Annotated in this window: 13 protein-coding genes; 10 read left to right on the forward strand and 3 right to left on the reverse strand. The window is 69.2% G+C overall.

The window, feature by feature from the left end:
• The 6 genes from OHA77_RS03330 to OHA77_RS03355 all read left to right on the forward strand — a co-directional run bounded on the left by OHA77_RS03330 (window position 1) and on the right by OHA77_RS03355 (window position 5,385).
• Window positions 1–810, forward strand: a complete 810-nt coding sequence (locus tag OHA77_RS03330) for an oxidoreductase (RefSeq protein ID WP_406316039.1) — start codon at window positions 1–3, stop codon at window positions 808–810.
• 108 nt (window positions 811–918) lie between these two features.
• A complete protein-coding gene (locus tag OHA77_RS03335; protein ID WP_406316041.1) occupies window positions 919–2,181 on the forward strand; it encodes a Rieske 2Fe-2S domain-containing protein in 1,263 nt (420 codons plus the stop codon).
• A 31-nt stretch (window positions 2,182–2,212) separates the two neighbouring features.
• Window positions 2,213–2,908, forward strand: coding sequence for a hypothetical protein (locus tag OHA77_RS03340; protein ID WP_406316042.1), 696 nt, complete (start codon window positions 2,213–2,215; stop codon window positions 2,906–2,908).
• Window positions 2,905–3,909: a hypothetical protein gene (locus OHA77_RS03345; RefSeq protein WP_406316044.1), complete on the forward strand. Its 1,005-nt coding sequence runs from the start codon at window positions 2,905–2,907 to the stop codon at window positions 3,907–3,909. The genes OHA77_RS03340 and OHA77_RS03345 overlap by 4 nt, the downstream gene beginning before the upstream one ends.
• A gap of 43 nt (window positions 3,910–3,952) precedes the next feature.
• Window positions 3,953–4,645, forward strand: coding sequence for a hypothetical protein (locus OHA77_RS03350; RefSeq protein WP_406316045.1), 693 nt, complete (start codon window positions 3,953–3,955; stop codon window positions 4,643–4,645).
• The gene (locus tag OHA77_RS03355) at window positions 4,642–5,385 is read left to right on the forward strand and encodes an arylmalonate decarboxylase (protein WP_406316047.1); all 744 of its coding nucleotides are present in this window, start codon (window positions 4,642–4,644) and stop codon (window positions 5,383–5,385) included. Before OHA77_RS03350 ends, OHA77_RS03355 begins: the two co-directional genes overlap by 4 nt.
• A gap of 73 nt (window positions 5,386–5,458) precedes the next feature.
• Here OHA77_RS03355 and OHA77_RS03360 read toward each other — a convergent pair whose 3' ends face one another.
• Window positions 5,459–6,538, reverse strand: coding sequence for an ice-binding family protein (locus OHA77_RS03360; protein ID WP_406316049.1), 1,080 nt, complete (start codon window positions 6,536–6,538; stop codon window positions 5,459–5,461).
• Window positions 6,539–6,722: 184 nt separating this feature from the next.
• Between OHA77_RS03360 and OHA77_RS03365 the strand changes: the two genes are divergently transcribed.
• The 3 genes from OHA77_RS03365 (at window position 6,723) to OHA77_RS03375 (ending at window position 10,693) form a co-directional block, all read left to right on the forward strand.
• Entirely contained in the window at window positions 6,723–8,096 is a 1,374-nt protein-coding gene (locus OHA77_RS03365; RefSeq protein ID WP_406316051.1) for an IS1380 family transposase, read from the forward strand.
• 1,356 nt (window positions 8,097–9,452) lie between these two features.
• Complete coding sequence (locus OHA77_RS03370; protein ID WP_406316053.1) at window positions 9,453–9,830, forward strand: DUF2809 domain-containing protein; 378 nt, start codon at window positions 9,453–9,455, stop codon at window positions 9,828–9,830.
• A 419-nt stretch (window positions 9,831–10,249) separates the two neighbouring features.
• The gene (locus tag OHA77_RS03375) at window positions 10,250–10,693 is read left to right on the forward strand and encodes a hypothetical protein (protein ID WP_406316054.1); all 444 of its coding nucleotides are present in this window, start codon (window positions 10,250–10,252) and stop codon (window positions 10,691–10,693) included.
• A gap of 80 nt (window positions 10,694–10,773) precedes the next feature.
• Here OHA77_RS03375 and OHA77_RS03380 read toward each other — a convergent pair whose 3' ends face one another.
• Window positions 10,774–11,367, reverse strand: a complete 594-nt coding sequence (locus OHA77_RS03380; RefSeq protein ID WP_406316055.1) for a phosphoribosylanthranilate isomerase — start codon at window positions 11,365–11,367, stop codon at window positions 10,774–10,776.
• A gap of 41 nt (window positions 11,368–11,408) precedes the next feature.
• Complete coding sequence (locus OHA77_RS03385; RefSeq protein ID WP_406316057.1) at window positions 11,409–12,239, reverse strand: PIG-L family deacetylase; 831 nt, start codon at window positions 12,237–12,239, stop codon at window positions 11,409–11,411.
• A 352-nt stretch (window positions 12,240–12,591) separates the two neighbouring features.
• On the opposite strand from OHA77_RS03385, the gene OHA77_RS03390 reads away from it, so the two are divergent.
• Window positions 12,592–15,243, forward strand: coding sequence for an MXAN_6230/SCO0854 family RING domain-containing protein (locus OHA77_RS03390; protein ID WP_406316058.1), 2,652 nt, complete (start codon window positions 12,592–12,594; stop codon window positions 15,241–15,243).
• Window positions 15,244–15,255 lie beyond the last annotated feature (12 nt).

The following is a 15,255-nucleotide window of genomic DNA, read 5'->3' on the forward strand; positions in this document are numbered from 1 at the left end:
GTGAAGGAGACACTCCAGCACGTCGAGCAGATGATCGACGCATCGCCCGCTGTGGACGTGACCGAAACCTTTCAGCAGTTCGAGCAGGTGCTCGCCGAGCTGAAAGCGAAGATCGACGCCAGGTTCGACCTGGTCCAGGACCCGTCGACCGAGGACCTGGCATCGTATGGAACGTATCCCGACGGACCGGGCGGGCGCCTGACCGCGTACACCGGTGCGGAGATCGACTGGATGGTGCACTCCTGGATCGGCAACCCGAAGGCGAGTTTCGCGAACCTGCACCTCACGGTCTGGCTCGGGCCGCAGGTCAGGGTGCCGCATCTCGGGATCGCCCTGCTGGTCTGGCCGGAGGGCTGGTTCTACGTGGACGACATCCCCCGCGGAGACCTGGTGGCCGACACCGGCTACTACGACCGCTACTACGCCCCCAACGAGGAGAGTTGGCTGGACTACCGGGAGAAGAATCCGGACTTCACCTGGTTCACCAGCCGCGCCGGATTCATCCGGGCCAGCCTCTCCCCCACGGCCTGCTGCTACTCCTTCCCCCGGTCGCAGGCCAACATCGACGCCGTCCGGGAGGTGCTGCACACCCGGGTCGACCAGTGGCTGCGCTGGGTCGACGAGGCGGAGGCCGTACCCGAGGAGGAACGCGCCGCCCTCGCCGAACGTGACCTCGCGATCCGGCGGAACATCGCCGACCGCGACCCCGCCAACGTGATGGGTGTCCGCCTGTTCGGCCAGGAGACCACCGACCGCCTCGTCCGCGGCCTGTGGGGCGGCGACCGCGTCCTGCCCAGGCCCGGCGGGTGAACGAGCGGATCCCGCGAATCGTCACGGCGTTCCTGGGAATCAACCTTCATCAAGTTTTCTCGGCACAAGCCGTACCGGATCCGTTCCGCCGGCGCTAGGAGCACGCTCATGCTCAAGAACTTCTGGTACGCGCTGGAGTTCAGCCACGCGGTCGAGCGCAGACCGCGCAAGGCGACCTGCCTGGGGCAGGACTTCGTGCTGTACCGCAGGCGTGACGGCTCGGTCGCCTGCCTGTCCGATCTGTGCGTGCACCGCGGCGGAGCCCTGTCGATGGGCACACTGAAGGACGACACCGTGGTCTGCCCGTACCACGGCTGGGAGTACGAGCCCGACGGCGCCTGCGTGAAGATCCCGGCCAATCCCCCGGGCCGCGGCATCCCGAAGAAGGCACGCGTCGACGCGTATCCCGTGGTCGAGAGATACGGGATGATCTGGGCGTTCCTTGGCGACCTGCCCGAACAGGAGCGCCCGCCGATCCCGCACATCCCGCAGCACGACGACCCGTCGTTCCGGGCCGTCCACTGCGAGATGGAGATGCGGGCCAACTACGAGCGGGCGATGGAGAACGCCGTCGACGCCGCCCACACCCCGTTCGTGCACGGCACCTCGTTCGGCAACCCGGACAGGCCGGAGATCCCCGACTTCGAGATCACCTCGGACGGCTGGATGGCCGAGGCCGACATCCCACTCAGCCCACCGCCGCCGAAGGGCACCTGGGGCGCGCTGTCGAGGCGCAAACCCAGGGCGGAGCACGTCGTCGTCACCAACGGGTGGTACCTGCCCAACGTGGTGAAGCTCCACATCCGCCTGCCCCTCGGCGACCTGGTTCTCTACGACTTCAACATCCCGATCTCCCAGGACCGCACCCTCATCAAGATCATCGGATACCGGAACTTCTTCACCGGCAAGTGGGCCGACCGGAACGCGATCCAGCGGATCTTCAAGATCCTGAACCAGGACCGGCCGATCGTCGAGGCCCAGCGGCCCGAACTGCTGCCGTTCGACCTCTCCGACGAACTGCACATCAGAAGCGACGCGCTCCAGGTCGCCTACCGGCGCAGGCGGGCGCAGCTCATCGAGGAGGGCTGGTGGGTCGGCGGCGATGACGTGATCACCGGTGACGGCCCGCGCCGCACCGCCACCGTCATCCCCTCCCCCGCCCGCCGCGACAACCCCGAACTGGCCCGCGCCTGGATCCACAAGGCCCGCGGCGACGGCACGCCCGCCGTTTCCGGCAAAAACCCCAGGACCGCCTCTGCTGACGGCCCGCTCCCCGGCTCCGGCGAAGCCGGTACGGAAGCCCCCACCGTGCCCGCCGAGGCGGGCGCCGCCGCGGAGAAGACCACGGCGGCAGGAGAGGCCGGCGCCTGATGCCCCTTCCCCCCATCAGAAAGGTCTCCGCGTGAGCCTTCCCGCCGAACTGAGCGACCGCACCCTGGCCAGGCTCACCGACGCTCTGAGTCTGACGGTCACCGCCGACACCCCCCTCACCAGCCCGATGGCCCCCCAACCGGTCGGACGGCTGCGCGTCCTGCGGAGCGAACCGGCCGACCGGGTCGACAAGGTCGTCACGGTCAGTCTGGTCGTCCCGACGATCGGCCTCGACAGTCACATGATCTTCGCGTTCACCCCCGCCGATTCGGCCGTGCCGCACTTCACGCTCGACTCGGTCAGATCGTCCGAGTACCACGCGATGCACCTCGACCTGATCCCACGCGTCGAACTGGCCACCCACCTGGACTACCTGGACACCACCCACCTCCCGCTGACGCCGCTGCTGGAGGCGGCCTGGGAGATCGACGGGGTGTCGCCCGCCGCGGTCGGACCGCGCCAGCGGGCCATGATGTCCCCCTGGATGGTCGTCGCCCGCGCCACCGAGGACGCCTTCACCCGGCTCGGCGCGACCGTGGACGCCTACCTCGACCACTGGCTGGCACTGGCCGACAAGGGCGTGACGGCCGAGGGCGACCTCGCCGCCCGCGACCGGGTCAACCGGGCGAACCTGTTCAGCCCCGAGGTGGACCCCGTCTGGCACCAGGTCACCCGGCTCCTCGGCGCCGACCAGGCCGAGCGCGTACGCGGGGAGCTCCTCTCGTGACCGCCGCCCTGGATGGGACCGAGCCGCTCGCGACCGCCGACCCGGAGAGGGCCGCGCCTCCCGTGACCGCCGAGCCGGAGGGAACCGAGCCGAGCGAGTGGCAGCGGCGGATCACCGGCGAGTGGGTCGGCCGGCCCTCGCTGTTCGCGGCCGACGGGACGTGGCTCGGCTTCGAGGACATCCGCCGCTCGTCGGTGTTCGACAACGGAGCGACGACCTACGTCATGGACGGCGCCCTGACCGGCGGCGGCCCGATGGCGGGGCAGTTCAAGCTGGGGGCACCCTTCGCGTTCGGCGTGGTCGACTCCGACCGTAACCGCGTCTACACCGGACCCGATTTCCACGGCACCGGTCAGCCGTACGGATCGTTCGTGGACGCCCACTACTACGGGCCCGGCTGGCAGGTGGACCTCAACACCTGGAACCAGGTGCTGCCGGACGGACGGACACAGGCCTACTCGTCCGTCCTCCACCAGGGGCCGGCCGTCGTGGGCGTCTTCAACGGCGTCTACACGCGCGACCCCGAGCGGGTCGCCGAACTCCTGGAGTCGGAGACGCGGTGCGGTGCGGTGCCGTACATCCTGCCGACCAAGGAGGCGGGCACCTACAGCGGGACCTGCGAGCTGTGGGGTGCCGACCAGAAGCCGTGCGGGACGGTCGGCGTCTCGATCGCCCTGGAGCCGATCGACCTGCTCCGCACCCGCCGGCACGTCACCTGGACGGGGGCGCTGGAGCGCGAGTACACCGCGGAGGTCCGCCGGGACGGCTTCCGCTCCTTCTACGAGGGTCCCGGCGCATGGGGCAACGCCCTGGCGTACGGCAGGGCGTGCTATCCCTCCCTGCACTTCACGGACGTGTGGAAGCTGAAAGGCCGGGAGTTCATGATCGACGCGGAGCCCGGCATGGGGGCCGGTGCCACCATGGCCGTCGCCTACGAGCTGTTCGACGGCAATGTCCTGTCCGCCGTCGTCCACGGTGTCCTGGCATGGTCGCCGTCGTGACCGGCGGCGCCCGGGGCCCCGCCCCCGACCCGTCCCCGCGACGATGACGGGCCCTCCGGCCTATCCCCTCGCCCTGGCGGTCGAGGACTTCGTCCCCGTCGTCCTGACGGCGGCCGGAGTGATCACCCTCCGGAGGTTCGGAGAGCCCGGCGACGCGGCCACGGCCGGCCGGGGACGGCTCGGCCACCGGTCCGGTGCCCTCATCGTGCTCGCGGGTGTGCTGATCGGGCTGGGCGGCCTCGGGAAGGCGGGGTGGAAGCTCATCGTCGCGCTCGGCGGACCCGACCTGCCGTGGCTGGAGAACCTGCTGTTCCCCCTGCTCACACTCGGGTTCGGACTGCTCTGCCTGGTGCTGGCCACGATCCGGTCCGGGACGACGCCCCGCTGGCTGGCCTGGCTCGTTCCGCTGCTGACCCTGACCTGCGCGGCGGGCGCGCTCGCGGCGGGCCGGACGATCCCCCTCCTCGTCAGCACCACCGTGTTCTGCACCATCAGCGGCGTCTACCTGATTCTCGCGGCACTCGACCGGGGCGACACGCTCTCGGCGGGGCTGATCGGAGTACAGCTCCTCGGCTTCTTCGTGCTCAGCCCGCTGGCCGCGCGACCCGACCAGAGCGTCACGCTCCAGTGGGTCGAGCAGCTCTGCAACACCGCCGCCCAGGCGGCGTTCCTGGCCGCCTCGGTACGGCTGGCCCGCGCGGGCCGTACCGGAACGCAACCGGAGGAAGTGGCATGACCGACGCACTCGGCTGGCGGCGCAAGTTCGGGGTGATCGCCCCCTCCACGAACACGATCGTCGAACCCGACTTCTCCCGCATGACGGTACCCGGTGTGACGGCGCACTTCAGCCGGATCCACATCCGCGACCAGAACATGGCCGGAGACGCGGGGATGGAGCGGCTGCTGGCACAGATCCGCGAGGAGATCGGCGCGGCCTGCGAACGGGTGATGACCTGCGAACCGGACTACATGGTCATGGGCATGTCGGCCGAGACGTTCTGGGGTGGCGTCGAAGGGAACCGGCAGTTCGTCCGGCAGATCAACGACCTCACCGGCCTCCAGGTCGCCACCGGTGCGGAGGCCTGCGAACGGGCCCTGAACCTGTACGGCTGCCGCCGGATCGGCGTGGTCACGCCGTACCAGCCGGTGGGCGACGAGAACGTGGTCACGTTCTTCACCGAGATCGGCTTCGACGTTGTGGCCATCAAGGGGCTGCGTTGTCCCACCGCCGTGTCGATCGCCCATGTGACCACGGACGAGTTGCGTGCCGCCCTGCTGGAGGTGGACTCCGCCGACGTGGACGCGCTCGTGCAGTGCGGCACCAATCTGTCGATGGTCGGCCTGGCCGACGAGGCCGAGCGGTGGCTCGGCAAGCCCGTCATCGCGATCAACGCCGCCACCTGGTGGATGGCACTGCGCGACAACGGGATCAACGAGAAGGTGTACGGCGCGGGCGGCCTGTTACGCGATCACTGACGCACTCCGGCCGCGATCGCACCCACCGGCGGCGTTCCGGGCCGAGCCCGGTAAGCGACCACGGGAAGGGGCGCTACGCGACCGAGTGGGTGATGGTGGCGGTGTAGGTTCCGGCCCGAACACCGACAGGCAGAGTCACAGTGATCATCGGGTTCCAGGTGGCGGAGTTGTTCCCCGTACCGTTGGAGGCGGAGAAGGCGACACGTGCGGAGCCGAGGTCACCGGTGGTTCCAGGAGTGAACGTCGCGTCACCGGTCGTGCTCGTGGTCGCGCCCGGAGAGTAGTCGACGGCTCCTTTGGCGATGGTCTCGGATGCTGTGGCGCCACCGGTGGTGAAGTCCGTCGAGCTGACGGTCGCGATCCAGGCGGCGCTCGGGTCACCGCGAGCGTCGGTCACGGTGACCCCACCGAGGCGTGCCGATATGTCGTCGGCACTGGCTGTCGCGGAACCCAGGCTCGCGGTCTCGGGTGCGCTGATGGAGAGGGGGCCGGCTGACCGGGTGATGGTGTCGGTGTCCAGGGTGACGGCGCCGTTGCGGGCCAGGGTACGGCCGTTCACGGTCACCCCGGTGGTGACGGTGATCGAGGTCAGCGCGAGGATGTTTCCGGCGAGGCTGGAGTCGGTCCCCAGCGTGGCCGAACTACCGACCTGCCAGAAGACATTGCGCGCCTGGGCGCCTCCGGTGAGGGTCACCGTGCTGGCCGACGCGGTGATGAGCGTGGAAGCGGTCTGGAAGATGAAGACCGCATCCGCGTCCCCCTGCGCATCCAGGGTCAGGTTCCCGGTGATCCCGAAAGTGCCCGCAGCGGAGTTGTAGACACCCGGCGTCCGGGTGGTCCCACCGAGTTCCGTCGGAATGGTGGCATCCGGTATCCGGCCGGCGGCATCAAGGTAGGCGGCCGTCAGATCACTCTGGGCCTGCCCGGCGACCGCATCGGCCGAGTGCACCGCTCCGACCACGGTACCGGGCGGAAACCCGGTCACCGCCGTCCCCGGACTCACCCCGAGATCACCGGTGACGAGAGAGGAACCGGTATTGGTGACCGTGCTTCCCCCCAGAACCGCGAAACCACCGGCAGCCCCGAGATCCACCGGAAGCGGCACAGCCCTCGCACTCGCGAGATGCGGTGTCAGGACGACAGCCCCCAGCACGGCCAGGGCGGTGAGAGCTCCCCCGAGTCGGCAACGGATATTGCCACCCAAATTGGGGTTAGCCTCGGGCTTTCACGGTGAATTTCGCTGAGCTTGATCGTTTACATGAGAAAAGTGCCTGTGACCTGGAAGGATCGGACTTGTCGAAGGTCCCGTCCCCACCAGTTCACGAGGCACTTTTCACGTGAAGACTACCGCTTCCCACCGCAAGATCACTGTGTCCACCGACGGCTCTGGTCTCGTCTCCCAATCAGGCGCTCTGCTCCTGCTGGAAACCCTGCGCGTCACCGGCCTGGACCAGGCCCTATCGGAGCACCTACAGCGGTGGCGGCCATCTCGTGCGATCCACGACCCCGGCAAGACCATCGCCGATCTCGCCCTCACCCTCGCCCTGGGCGGCGACTGCCTGGCCGACATCGCGCTGCTGCGCTCCCAGCCCGACCTGTTCGGCCCCATCGCCTCCGACCCGACCGTCTCCCGGCTCATCGACCGGCTCGCCGCCGACCCCGACCGGGCGCTCAAAGCGATCCGTGCCGCCCGCGCAGGCGCCCGCTCCCGTGCCTGGCACCTGGCCGGGCAACATGCGCCCGGTGCCGATGGTGAACCGATCCCGATCGATCTGGACGCCACCATCGTCATCGCCCACTCCGACAAACAACACGCGACCCCCACCTGGAAGAAGACCTTCGGCTTCCACCCCATGACCGTCTTCGCCGACCACGGCAGCAGCGGCTCCGGCGAACCCCTGGCCATCACACTGCGGCCCGGCAACGCCGGCTCCAACACCGCCGCCGACCACATCACCGCAGTCCGCCTGGCCCAAGCCCAACTGCCGGCACACCTGCGCCGTCAGGTGCTGATCCGCGCCGACGCCGGCGGCGGCACCCACGCGTTCCTGTCCTGGCTGAGCAGACCCGGCCGATGGCTGAGGTACTCGATCGGCTTCACCCTCACCGACGACATCGGCGCCGCGATTCTCCGGCTCCCGGCCACCGCGTGGACACCGGCCTACGACGCGGGCGGCCAGGTCCGGCCCGGCGCGTGGGTCGCCGAGATCACCGGCCTGCTCGATCTGACCTCATGGCCGAAGGGCATGCGCGTCATCATCCGCAAAGAACGCCCGCACCCGGGCGCGCAACTACGCTTCACCGACTCGGGCGGACACCGCTTCACCTGCTTCGTCACCAACACCAAGCACGGCCAGCTCGCCGACCTGGAACTACGCCACCGCCGCCGGGCCCGCTGCGAGGACCGCATCCGCTGCGCCAAGGACACCGGCCTGGCCAACCTGCCCCTGCACGACTTCACCCAGAACCAGATCTGGTGCGAGATCGTCGCGCTGGCCTGCGAACTCCTGGCTTGGATGCAGCTGCTCGCATTGGACGGCCCGGCCCGCCGCTACGAACCCAAACGCCTGCGACTGCGCCTGCTGGCAGTGGCCGGACGGCTGGTCCGCGGGGGACGCCGCGTCCGCCTGCGCCTGGCCGCCCGATGGCCCTGGGTGATACAGATCATTACGGCCATCGCTCGCCTGCAGGCTCTGCCCGCGCCGACCTGACCAGCGAAAACCCGTGTCCACGACAAGCAAGAAGGATCCAACGGGCCAGTGGAACCCCGCCCACCCGGCGCGACAGCCGGGCCACCACGCTGACCAGAAAGCGAAATCAACCCTCAGCCGAATGCCTCAGCCGACCACACGAAGATCGTGAAAGATCGAGGTTAGAGCGATGGATTTCATTACAGAGCCGTCCTTTCTTTACCATTTCATACCAGGTCGAACCATCGATGATGTGTCATTTCTTCTCGTCCCGCCGATTGGCGGAATCGCGTTCGCCGTGCGCCATGCATCAGCTCACGGCGGCACAGATCCGCCCGGCACAAGGTCGGCGGATTCGGTGGTCTCTGCCACGAGGGACTGGGCGACGGTTCCGATGACCAGAAGCCACCGAAGTCACCACCGAGCGTTCCCTGGAACCGCGCCTCGCGCGGGGTCGGGCGGGTCCCGTGGGGCAATTGGGCCTGATCCTCGGGCGGCACCGAGACCACGATCGAACTGAGGTGACTCAACCATGCCCAGCGGTGTTTTCCGCACGGCGACAGCGCCTGAAGCGCTTCGCGCCTGGGACCGGGTGGCAACCCGGAGCGGCCGTCACCGCAAGCATGGCGATCGCTGGAATGCCGTCGGCGACAACGGCATGTTTGCGGGACATGGAATCTCCCCTCGGCCTTGACTCTCCAAGCAAGAGGGGGAGATCACTGCGTACCGCTCATTGATCATGCGATGTGAAAAGCATCACTTTAAGCTATTTGTTGCCGTTCAAAGCCCCAATAGCCCCGCGCCACGCAGAAGACAGTCGAAAGCCGAATCCACTCATATATGAGCATCTCCCATAAGAACGCCAAAGCATACCTCCCCGCCAAGGAGTATGATGCGCTGAAAAAATAGCGAGATCAGACCATATGGGACTTATGTGGTCTGAATTCTCATGCGAAACTTCACCTCAGCGTGTTGAGGCGGACAAAGCCCCACGTTGAACGCGGACCGCGCTGCCCCAGCGTAAGGCCCGGCGCTCGGGTCGGTGTCATAGGCCGCAAAGTAAGGGTGTATCCCCAGGTCAGGACAGTGCGCCGATGCCTGTCGGAATCCGCTCACCGACCCGTTTGCCGATGTTGATTCTCGGCACGAGTTCTCGACGCTCACCACCTGCAACCTCGTAGTTTCCCGGCGGAGTATCGAGAGACGAGGGTCTGCCGAAACTACCGTGCGATTACACAGAGCTATTTTGTGTCCTGTGGCATGGACCCGAGCACCGGGCCTTACCCGGCGTCCTACTCCCGAAGCTGGCCTCAGCCGGGACGAGCTCTATGATCAGGTTCGTCCTGATCGTTGAGATTCGGAGAAGATGTCAATCTCATGCGCCGTGCCATGGTCCTTCTGGGTGGCGTCGCCCTCGCCGTCGGCGCGTTCGTCCTCTTCTACCGGGGCCCGGGACAACCGTTCATCCGCGGTTACGTGAGCGACGTCGGCGCCACCATGCTGGTCTACGCGTTCTTGGGGCTGTTGTGGCGCACCACCGCCGCACGCCGCGCCCTTGCCACGGCCGCGATCGCCGCCGCCGTCGAGTTCTACCAAATAGTAGGTATGACCCCGCCTGGCATCGGTGGTGTCCTGGTCGGCGCGTTCCCCGACCCATGGGACCTGGTCGCCTATGCCATTGGTGTAGTCGCGGCCCTGGCCTGGGAACGCCGATTGGGCCCGATGCTCGGGTCCATGCCACAGGACACAAAATAGCTCTGTGTAATCGCACGGTAGTGTCGGTAGGCCCTCGTCTCTCGATACTCCACCGGGAAACTACGAGGTTGCAGGTGGTGAGCGTCGAGAACTCGTGCCGAGAATCAACATCGGCAAACGGGTCGGTGAGCGGATTCCGACAGGCATCGGCGCACTGTCCTGACCTGGGGATACACCCCTACTTTGCGGCCTATGACACCGACCCGAGCGCCGGGCCTGCAAGGCGGCCCGCTGCGGGATGGGGCCGTCGGCGATGACGCACCAGTGGCGGCGGACCCGCCCGGCCGGCCCAAACCGGTCCAACAGGTGTACTTCTAGGGCCTGTTCGGGGTCCGGACCGGGACATCTGTGCTGACGTGGATCATCATGGGACCATCAGGAGCACGCATCCCCTGTCATCCCTTCACGAGGAGACCACGGTGGCGTCTGACAGCACGGTGGAAGTGTTCCGCTCGACCCAGCCCGGCTGGATAAAGCGGGTCGAGATCCGCATCGTGGGGGGCAACATCAAGATCAACGCCATCGACACCGACACGGTGACCGTCACAGCGCTCGGTGATGTCGCGACGTTGGGCGCCCAGGCCACCGTCCGGGGCGACGTCCTGCACATCACCTCGTCGTCCGCCCTGCGCTACTTCCTCCAAAAGAGCCGCATCGACCTGGTCCTCGACGTGCCGGAGGACACGGGCGTCTTCATCAAGGTGTTCGGCGCCGACATCGTCGTCAACGGCGGCACCGGGCCGTTGGAGGTACGCGGAGTCGCCGGCGCGATCGAAGGCACGACCCACTCCACGGACGTGAAGGTGCGCTTCGTCGTCGGCGGCAACGACCTCGTCCAAGGGGCCGCAGGCGGCCCCTCCTGAGCCAGAGGGACAGCCTCGCATCCGCGGACCACGGCGTAGGCGAATCCCTCTGATCTCAACCCCGTAACCTGGTACCGAGGTCAACCGGCGGCGTGGGCGGCGACGACGAAGCTCTTGATGAGCGCGGTGTCCTTGACCCCGGACGCGACCTCCACGCCGCTCGACACGTCCACTCCCCAGGGCCGGGCGGCGGCGACGGCCTCGGCCACGTTTGACGGGTCCAGGCCACCCGCCAGCATCCAGCGGCCCTCCGGGCGCCCGCGCACCGCCGCCCAGTCCCACGGCTCACCCGAGCCGGGCCGGGGCGCGTCGACGATGAGCAGGTCCTCGTCGAAGGCGCCGCAGCGCAGGTCGGTACCGGCGGCCCCGGCACGGATCAGCGTGACGCCGAGATCCTTCAGCGCGGTGAAGTCGTCATGCGGATGGTCGCCGTGCAACTGGACGGCGCGCACCCCCGCCTCCAGCGTGGCCGCCCGGACCTCGTCCGGAGCCTCACCGGCGAACACCGCCACGGTCAGCACGTGTGGTGGCACAGCGGAGGCCAGCTCACGCGCCCGTGCGGGGGTGACCCGCCGGGGGCTCCGGGTGAGCACGAAACCGATCGCGTCGGCGCCCGCCTCGACGGCGGCTCTCACGTGTTCGGGCTCGCGCAGCCCGCAGATCTTCACATACACACGCCGCGCGCCGGCACCGGACGCGGAAGAGCCCGTCCCCTTCACTGCGCGAGGTCCGGCCGCAGCCCGTCGAAGAGGTGACTTTCACGGTCGGGGGCGGGGACGCGGTTGAGGTGGCGGACGAACGCCTCCTGGGAGAAGACCCGGTGCTGCGCCTCGGCGGGCATGCGCAGCAGGAAGATGTTCTCGCCCTGGCTCGCGTGCGCCTCCAGCGCCTTGCGTTTGCGCTCCGTGTAGGGTGCCACGTCGACCCAGGTGGTGATCTGCTCGTCCGGGGTGCCGAAGTCCGGGGGAAGCTCCAGGTCCTCGGGGGCGGCACCGGTCGAGCGGAGATAGTCGAACATCTCGGTCATCCGTCCGCGCGGCACGGCGGTGTAGTAGAGCTTGGCGGGGATCCCGCTCATCTCGACCGCGGCCATGGTGATCCGGTGGGCCTGGATGTGGTCGGGGTGTCCGTAACCGCCGTTCTCGTCGTAGGTGACGACGACCTGCGGGCGGTAGCGCTCCATCAGCGCGGCCAGCCGCGCGGCGGCCTGCTCGACGGGGATGTTGGTGAAGGCGTCCGGCGTCTCGTTGGTGGCCCAGCCGACCATGCCGGAGTCCCGGTAGCCGAGCAGCTCCAGGTGGTCGATTCCCAGATGGGTCACGGAGTCGCGCAGCTCGTCCAGCCGTCGTGCGCTCACCGCCGCCTCGTCATGGCCTTCGTCCCCCGGCTTCACCCCGCCGGGGCCGTCGCCCTGCTCGCCGTTCGTGCAGGTGACCAGCACGGTGCGGATGCCCTCGTCCGCGAATCTGGCGAAGATGCCGCCCGTCCCGATCACCTCGTCGTCGGGGTGGGCGTGGACGGCCATCAATGTCAGTCCGTCATCCATGGATATCGACCTCTCTGTGACGGGCGGTCATATGGCCCCGCATACTCTACGGCGACCGGCCGACAGCCGGGTCGGTGGACACCGCCGCCAAGCTTCGGACTCCGGACTCCGGGCTCCGGGTTCCAGGCACCGGGCACCGGGCACCGGGCACCGGGCACCGAGCACCGAGCACCGAGCACCGAGCACCGAGCACCGAGCACCGAGAAATCAATACGACAAACCATCCGATCCCGCACTACAGTCGCTGACCAAGGGGCGGCTCCTGGACGTGCTTCCTTCTCACTCTTATTCAAAAGACCTAGCGCGTCCGCTCTCCGCCCCTTCCTGCTTCCCGGCACGAGAGGGGATCACGATGGACGGGCTGGCCGAGATGCTGCTTCGGCACCGCCGCCTCGTCGCCCCCGCGCTGCTGGCCGCGTCACCGGCACCGGAGCCGACCGGCCCCGAGCCGCGCGACGAGAAGAGGCGAACGGTCACCACCGCGCCGGGGGTCTCCGGCGGCCTGATGGCTCTGGAGGCCGATCTCCTGCGGCTCGGCTACCTGCTGTCCGCCCCGCTCCGCCGCCGTCTGGGGGAGCTGACCGGCGCCGAGCTGACCAACGCCGGCCGCCACCTGCTCCGGTCGGTCCTGGCCGAACTCGGCGGCTACGTGGACCACGTTCCGCTGTTCCGGAACTTCCCGGCGAGCATCCCCGCCGACACCTTCGAGTTCTACGTGCGTCGAGTGTTCACGTTGCTGCTGCAGCAGCCGGAGCAGCCGTGCGTGCTGTGCGGGGAGACCGGCACCGTCCACCCGGTCGCGCCCTGCGCACACCTGGTCTGCGGCGCCTGCTGGGACGGTGCGGACTTCAGCGCCTGCCCGATCTGCCACCGCCGTATCGATCCGGACGACCCGTTCCTGCGCCCGTCCGACTCCCCCATGGCCGAGGCCGACAGAAAGCGGCGGCCGGAGCGCACCACCCTGCTCCGGCTCTGCGACGACCCTGCCGAGAGCGCCCGCGATCTGCTGCAGACACTGCTGGCCCGGCAGACGCCGCTGCGCCGGGAGGACCGCACGGCGGTCACCGCCCTGGTCGAGGGCTTCTGGCCCCGATCGGCCGGCTGGCTGCCCGACCGCATACCGGTCCGCGAGACCCGGGCGACCGTCCTGGCCGCGGCCTTCCGCCACGGCGTGCCGGAGGGTCTGCTGGACCGGCACGCCGACAGCGCCGTCGACGTGCTGCGCCTGCTGTACGCGCTGATGGACGGAGACGCGGGCCTGCGCGGGCGTCCGGCGCGCCGCTCGTCCCTGCCGCGGCCGGTACGGCGGGCACTGCTGGCCCGGCTCGACCGGATGACCGTGCCGCACCTGACAGAGGACCTGCACCGCCATCCCGAGGCGTGGAAGCACATGGCCGAGGTGCTGCACCCGTTCGAGCAGCACCGGCGTCACCCGGATGCGGCGCTGGCCTTCGCCGCGCTGCGCGGCACCCGGCTGGACACCGGCACACCCTTCGCCCGGGAACTGCTGGACCGTGCGGCCGGACATCCCGGCCTGCTGCGGTTCGACGGCGTACGGCTGCGCCCCGTCACCTTCGCCGCGTCGGTGGAGACCGCTCTGCGTGACGGCGACCACGCGCGGGCGCTGGAACTGCTCGCCCGGCGCCCCGGTGAGCTGCTCAGACGTGTCGTCCGGCTGGCCCGCGACGCCCCCGCGGACCGGCTCGCCGAGGCCGTGGCCGGTGCCGCGCCGAAGGTCTCCCCCGGCGTGCTGATCGCCGCGCTCGGCCAGCTCCGCACGCCCCCCGGCGGCACCCGCATGTTCCTGCCCCGCGGCGGCTCGACCCAGATCTGGACCGAGCCCGACACCCGCCCGCCGATCCCGGCGGACGCGATCGCCGCGGTGTCGTCCGCGATCACCGCCGAGATGCTCCGCCGGGCCGCGGCGCTGCCCGTGGTGGAGACGGCGGTGCTCGACGAGGGACTGGCCGACCTCCTGGCGCCGGTCGCGGAGAGGTCGGCCTCCTCGGCCCTGGTGCGGCTGCCGCGCGGCAGCGTCCAGCCGGTTCCCGGCGGGGAACGGCTCCGGCTGTTCCTGCACTGGGCTGAGCCCGCGGAGGAGCGGGTCGACCTGGACCTGTCGGTGGCGCTCTTCGACGAGCGGTGGCGGTTCGCCGGCCTGTGCGACTACACCAACCTGCGGCTGGGTGGCGGTGCCGCCGTCCATTCGGGTGATCTGACCTCGGCACCCGAGCCGCTGGGCGCGTCGGAGTTCGTCGACCTGGACGTCGACGCGTTGCGCGCCATCGGTGGCCGCTACGCGGTTCCGGTCGTCTTCAGTTTCAACGATGTGCCTTTCGACCGGCTCGTCCGCGGCTTCGCCGGGTTCATGGACGCGCCCGACGGGCTGTTCGACCCGCTCGCCGTACGACAGCGGTTCGATCTGACCGGGCCTGCCAAGATCCTCCTGCCGCTCGTGGTGGACCTGTGGTCACGCACGATGCGCTGGGCCGACCTCAACCTGTCCGCCGTCCGGGTCTTCCACCAGGCGGACGGCAATGACGAGCAGCTCGCCCGGCTGGGTGCCGCACTGGAGGACGTGTTCGGTCTCGGCGACCGCGTCACCCTGTGGGAGATCTCCTGCTGGCACGCCGCCGCCCGTGCGTCCACGGTGCTCGTACGGCACCGCGACGGCACGACCAGCCGCTACCTGCGCCGCCGGGCCGAGACGACGGGCGATTTCGCCGGCCGTCTCACGACTCTCGCCGCACCCGACGACAGCCGGGAGTCGCCCGGGGAGGTGGGGTTCGCCGCGGTCGTCGAAGGCGACCTCGACCCCTCCTGCGGAGCGCAGGTGTACGCGTTGCACCCCCGCGACCTGGATCCGGCCCGGGTCCGGATGCTCGGTGCCACCGATCTGGTGGGACAGCTCTCTCCGGTGCCCCCGTCCGGCGCAGTGGCGGACAGCGCTGTCACGGACGGCGCTGTCACCGACGACAAGCTCACGGACGGCACGGTGAGCTGACGCCCCTCCCGT

It is taken from the genome of Streptosporangium sp. NBC_01639, assembly GCF_045209755.1.
GTDB lineage: Bacteria > Actinomycetota > Actinomycetes > Streptosporangiales > Streptosporangiaceae > Streptosporangium.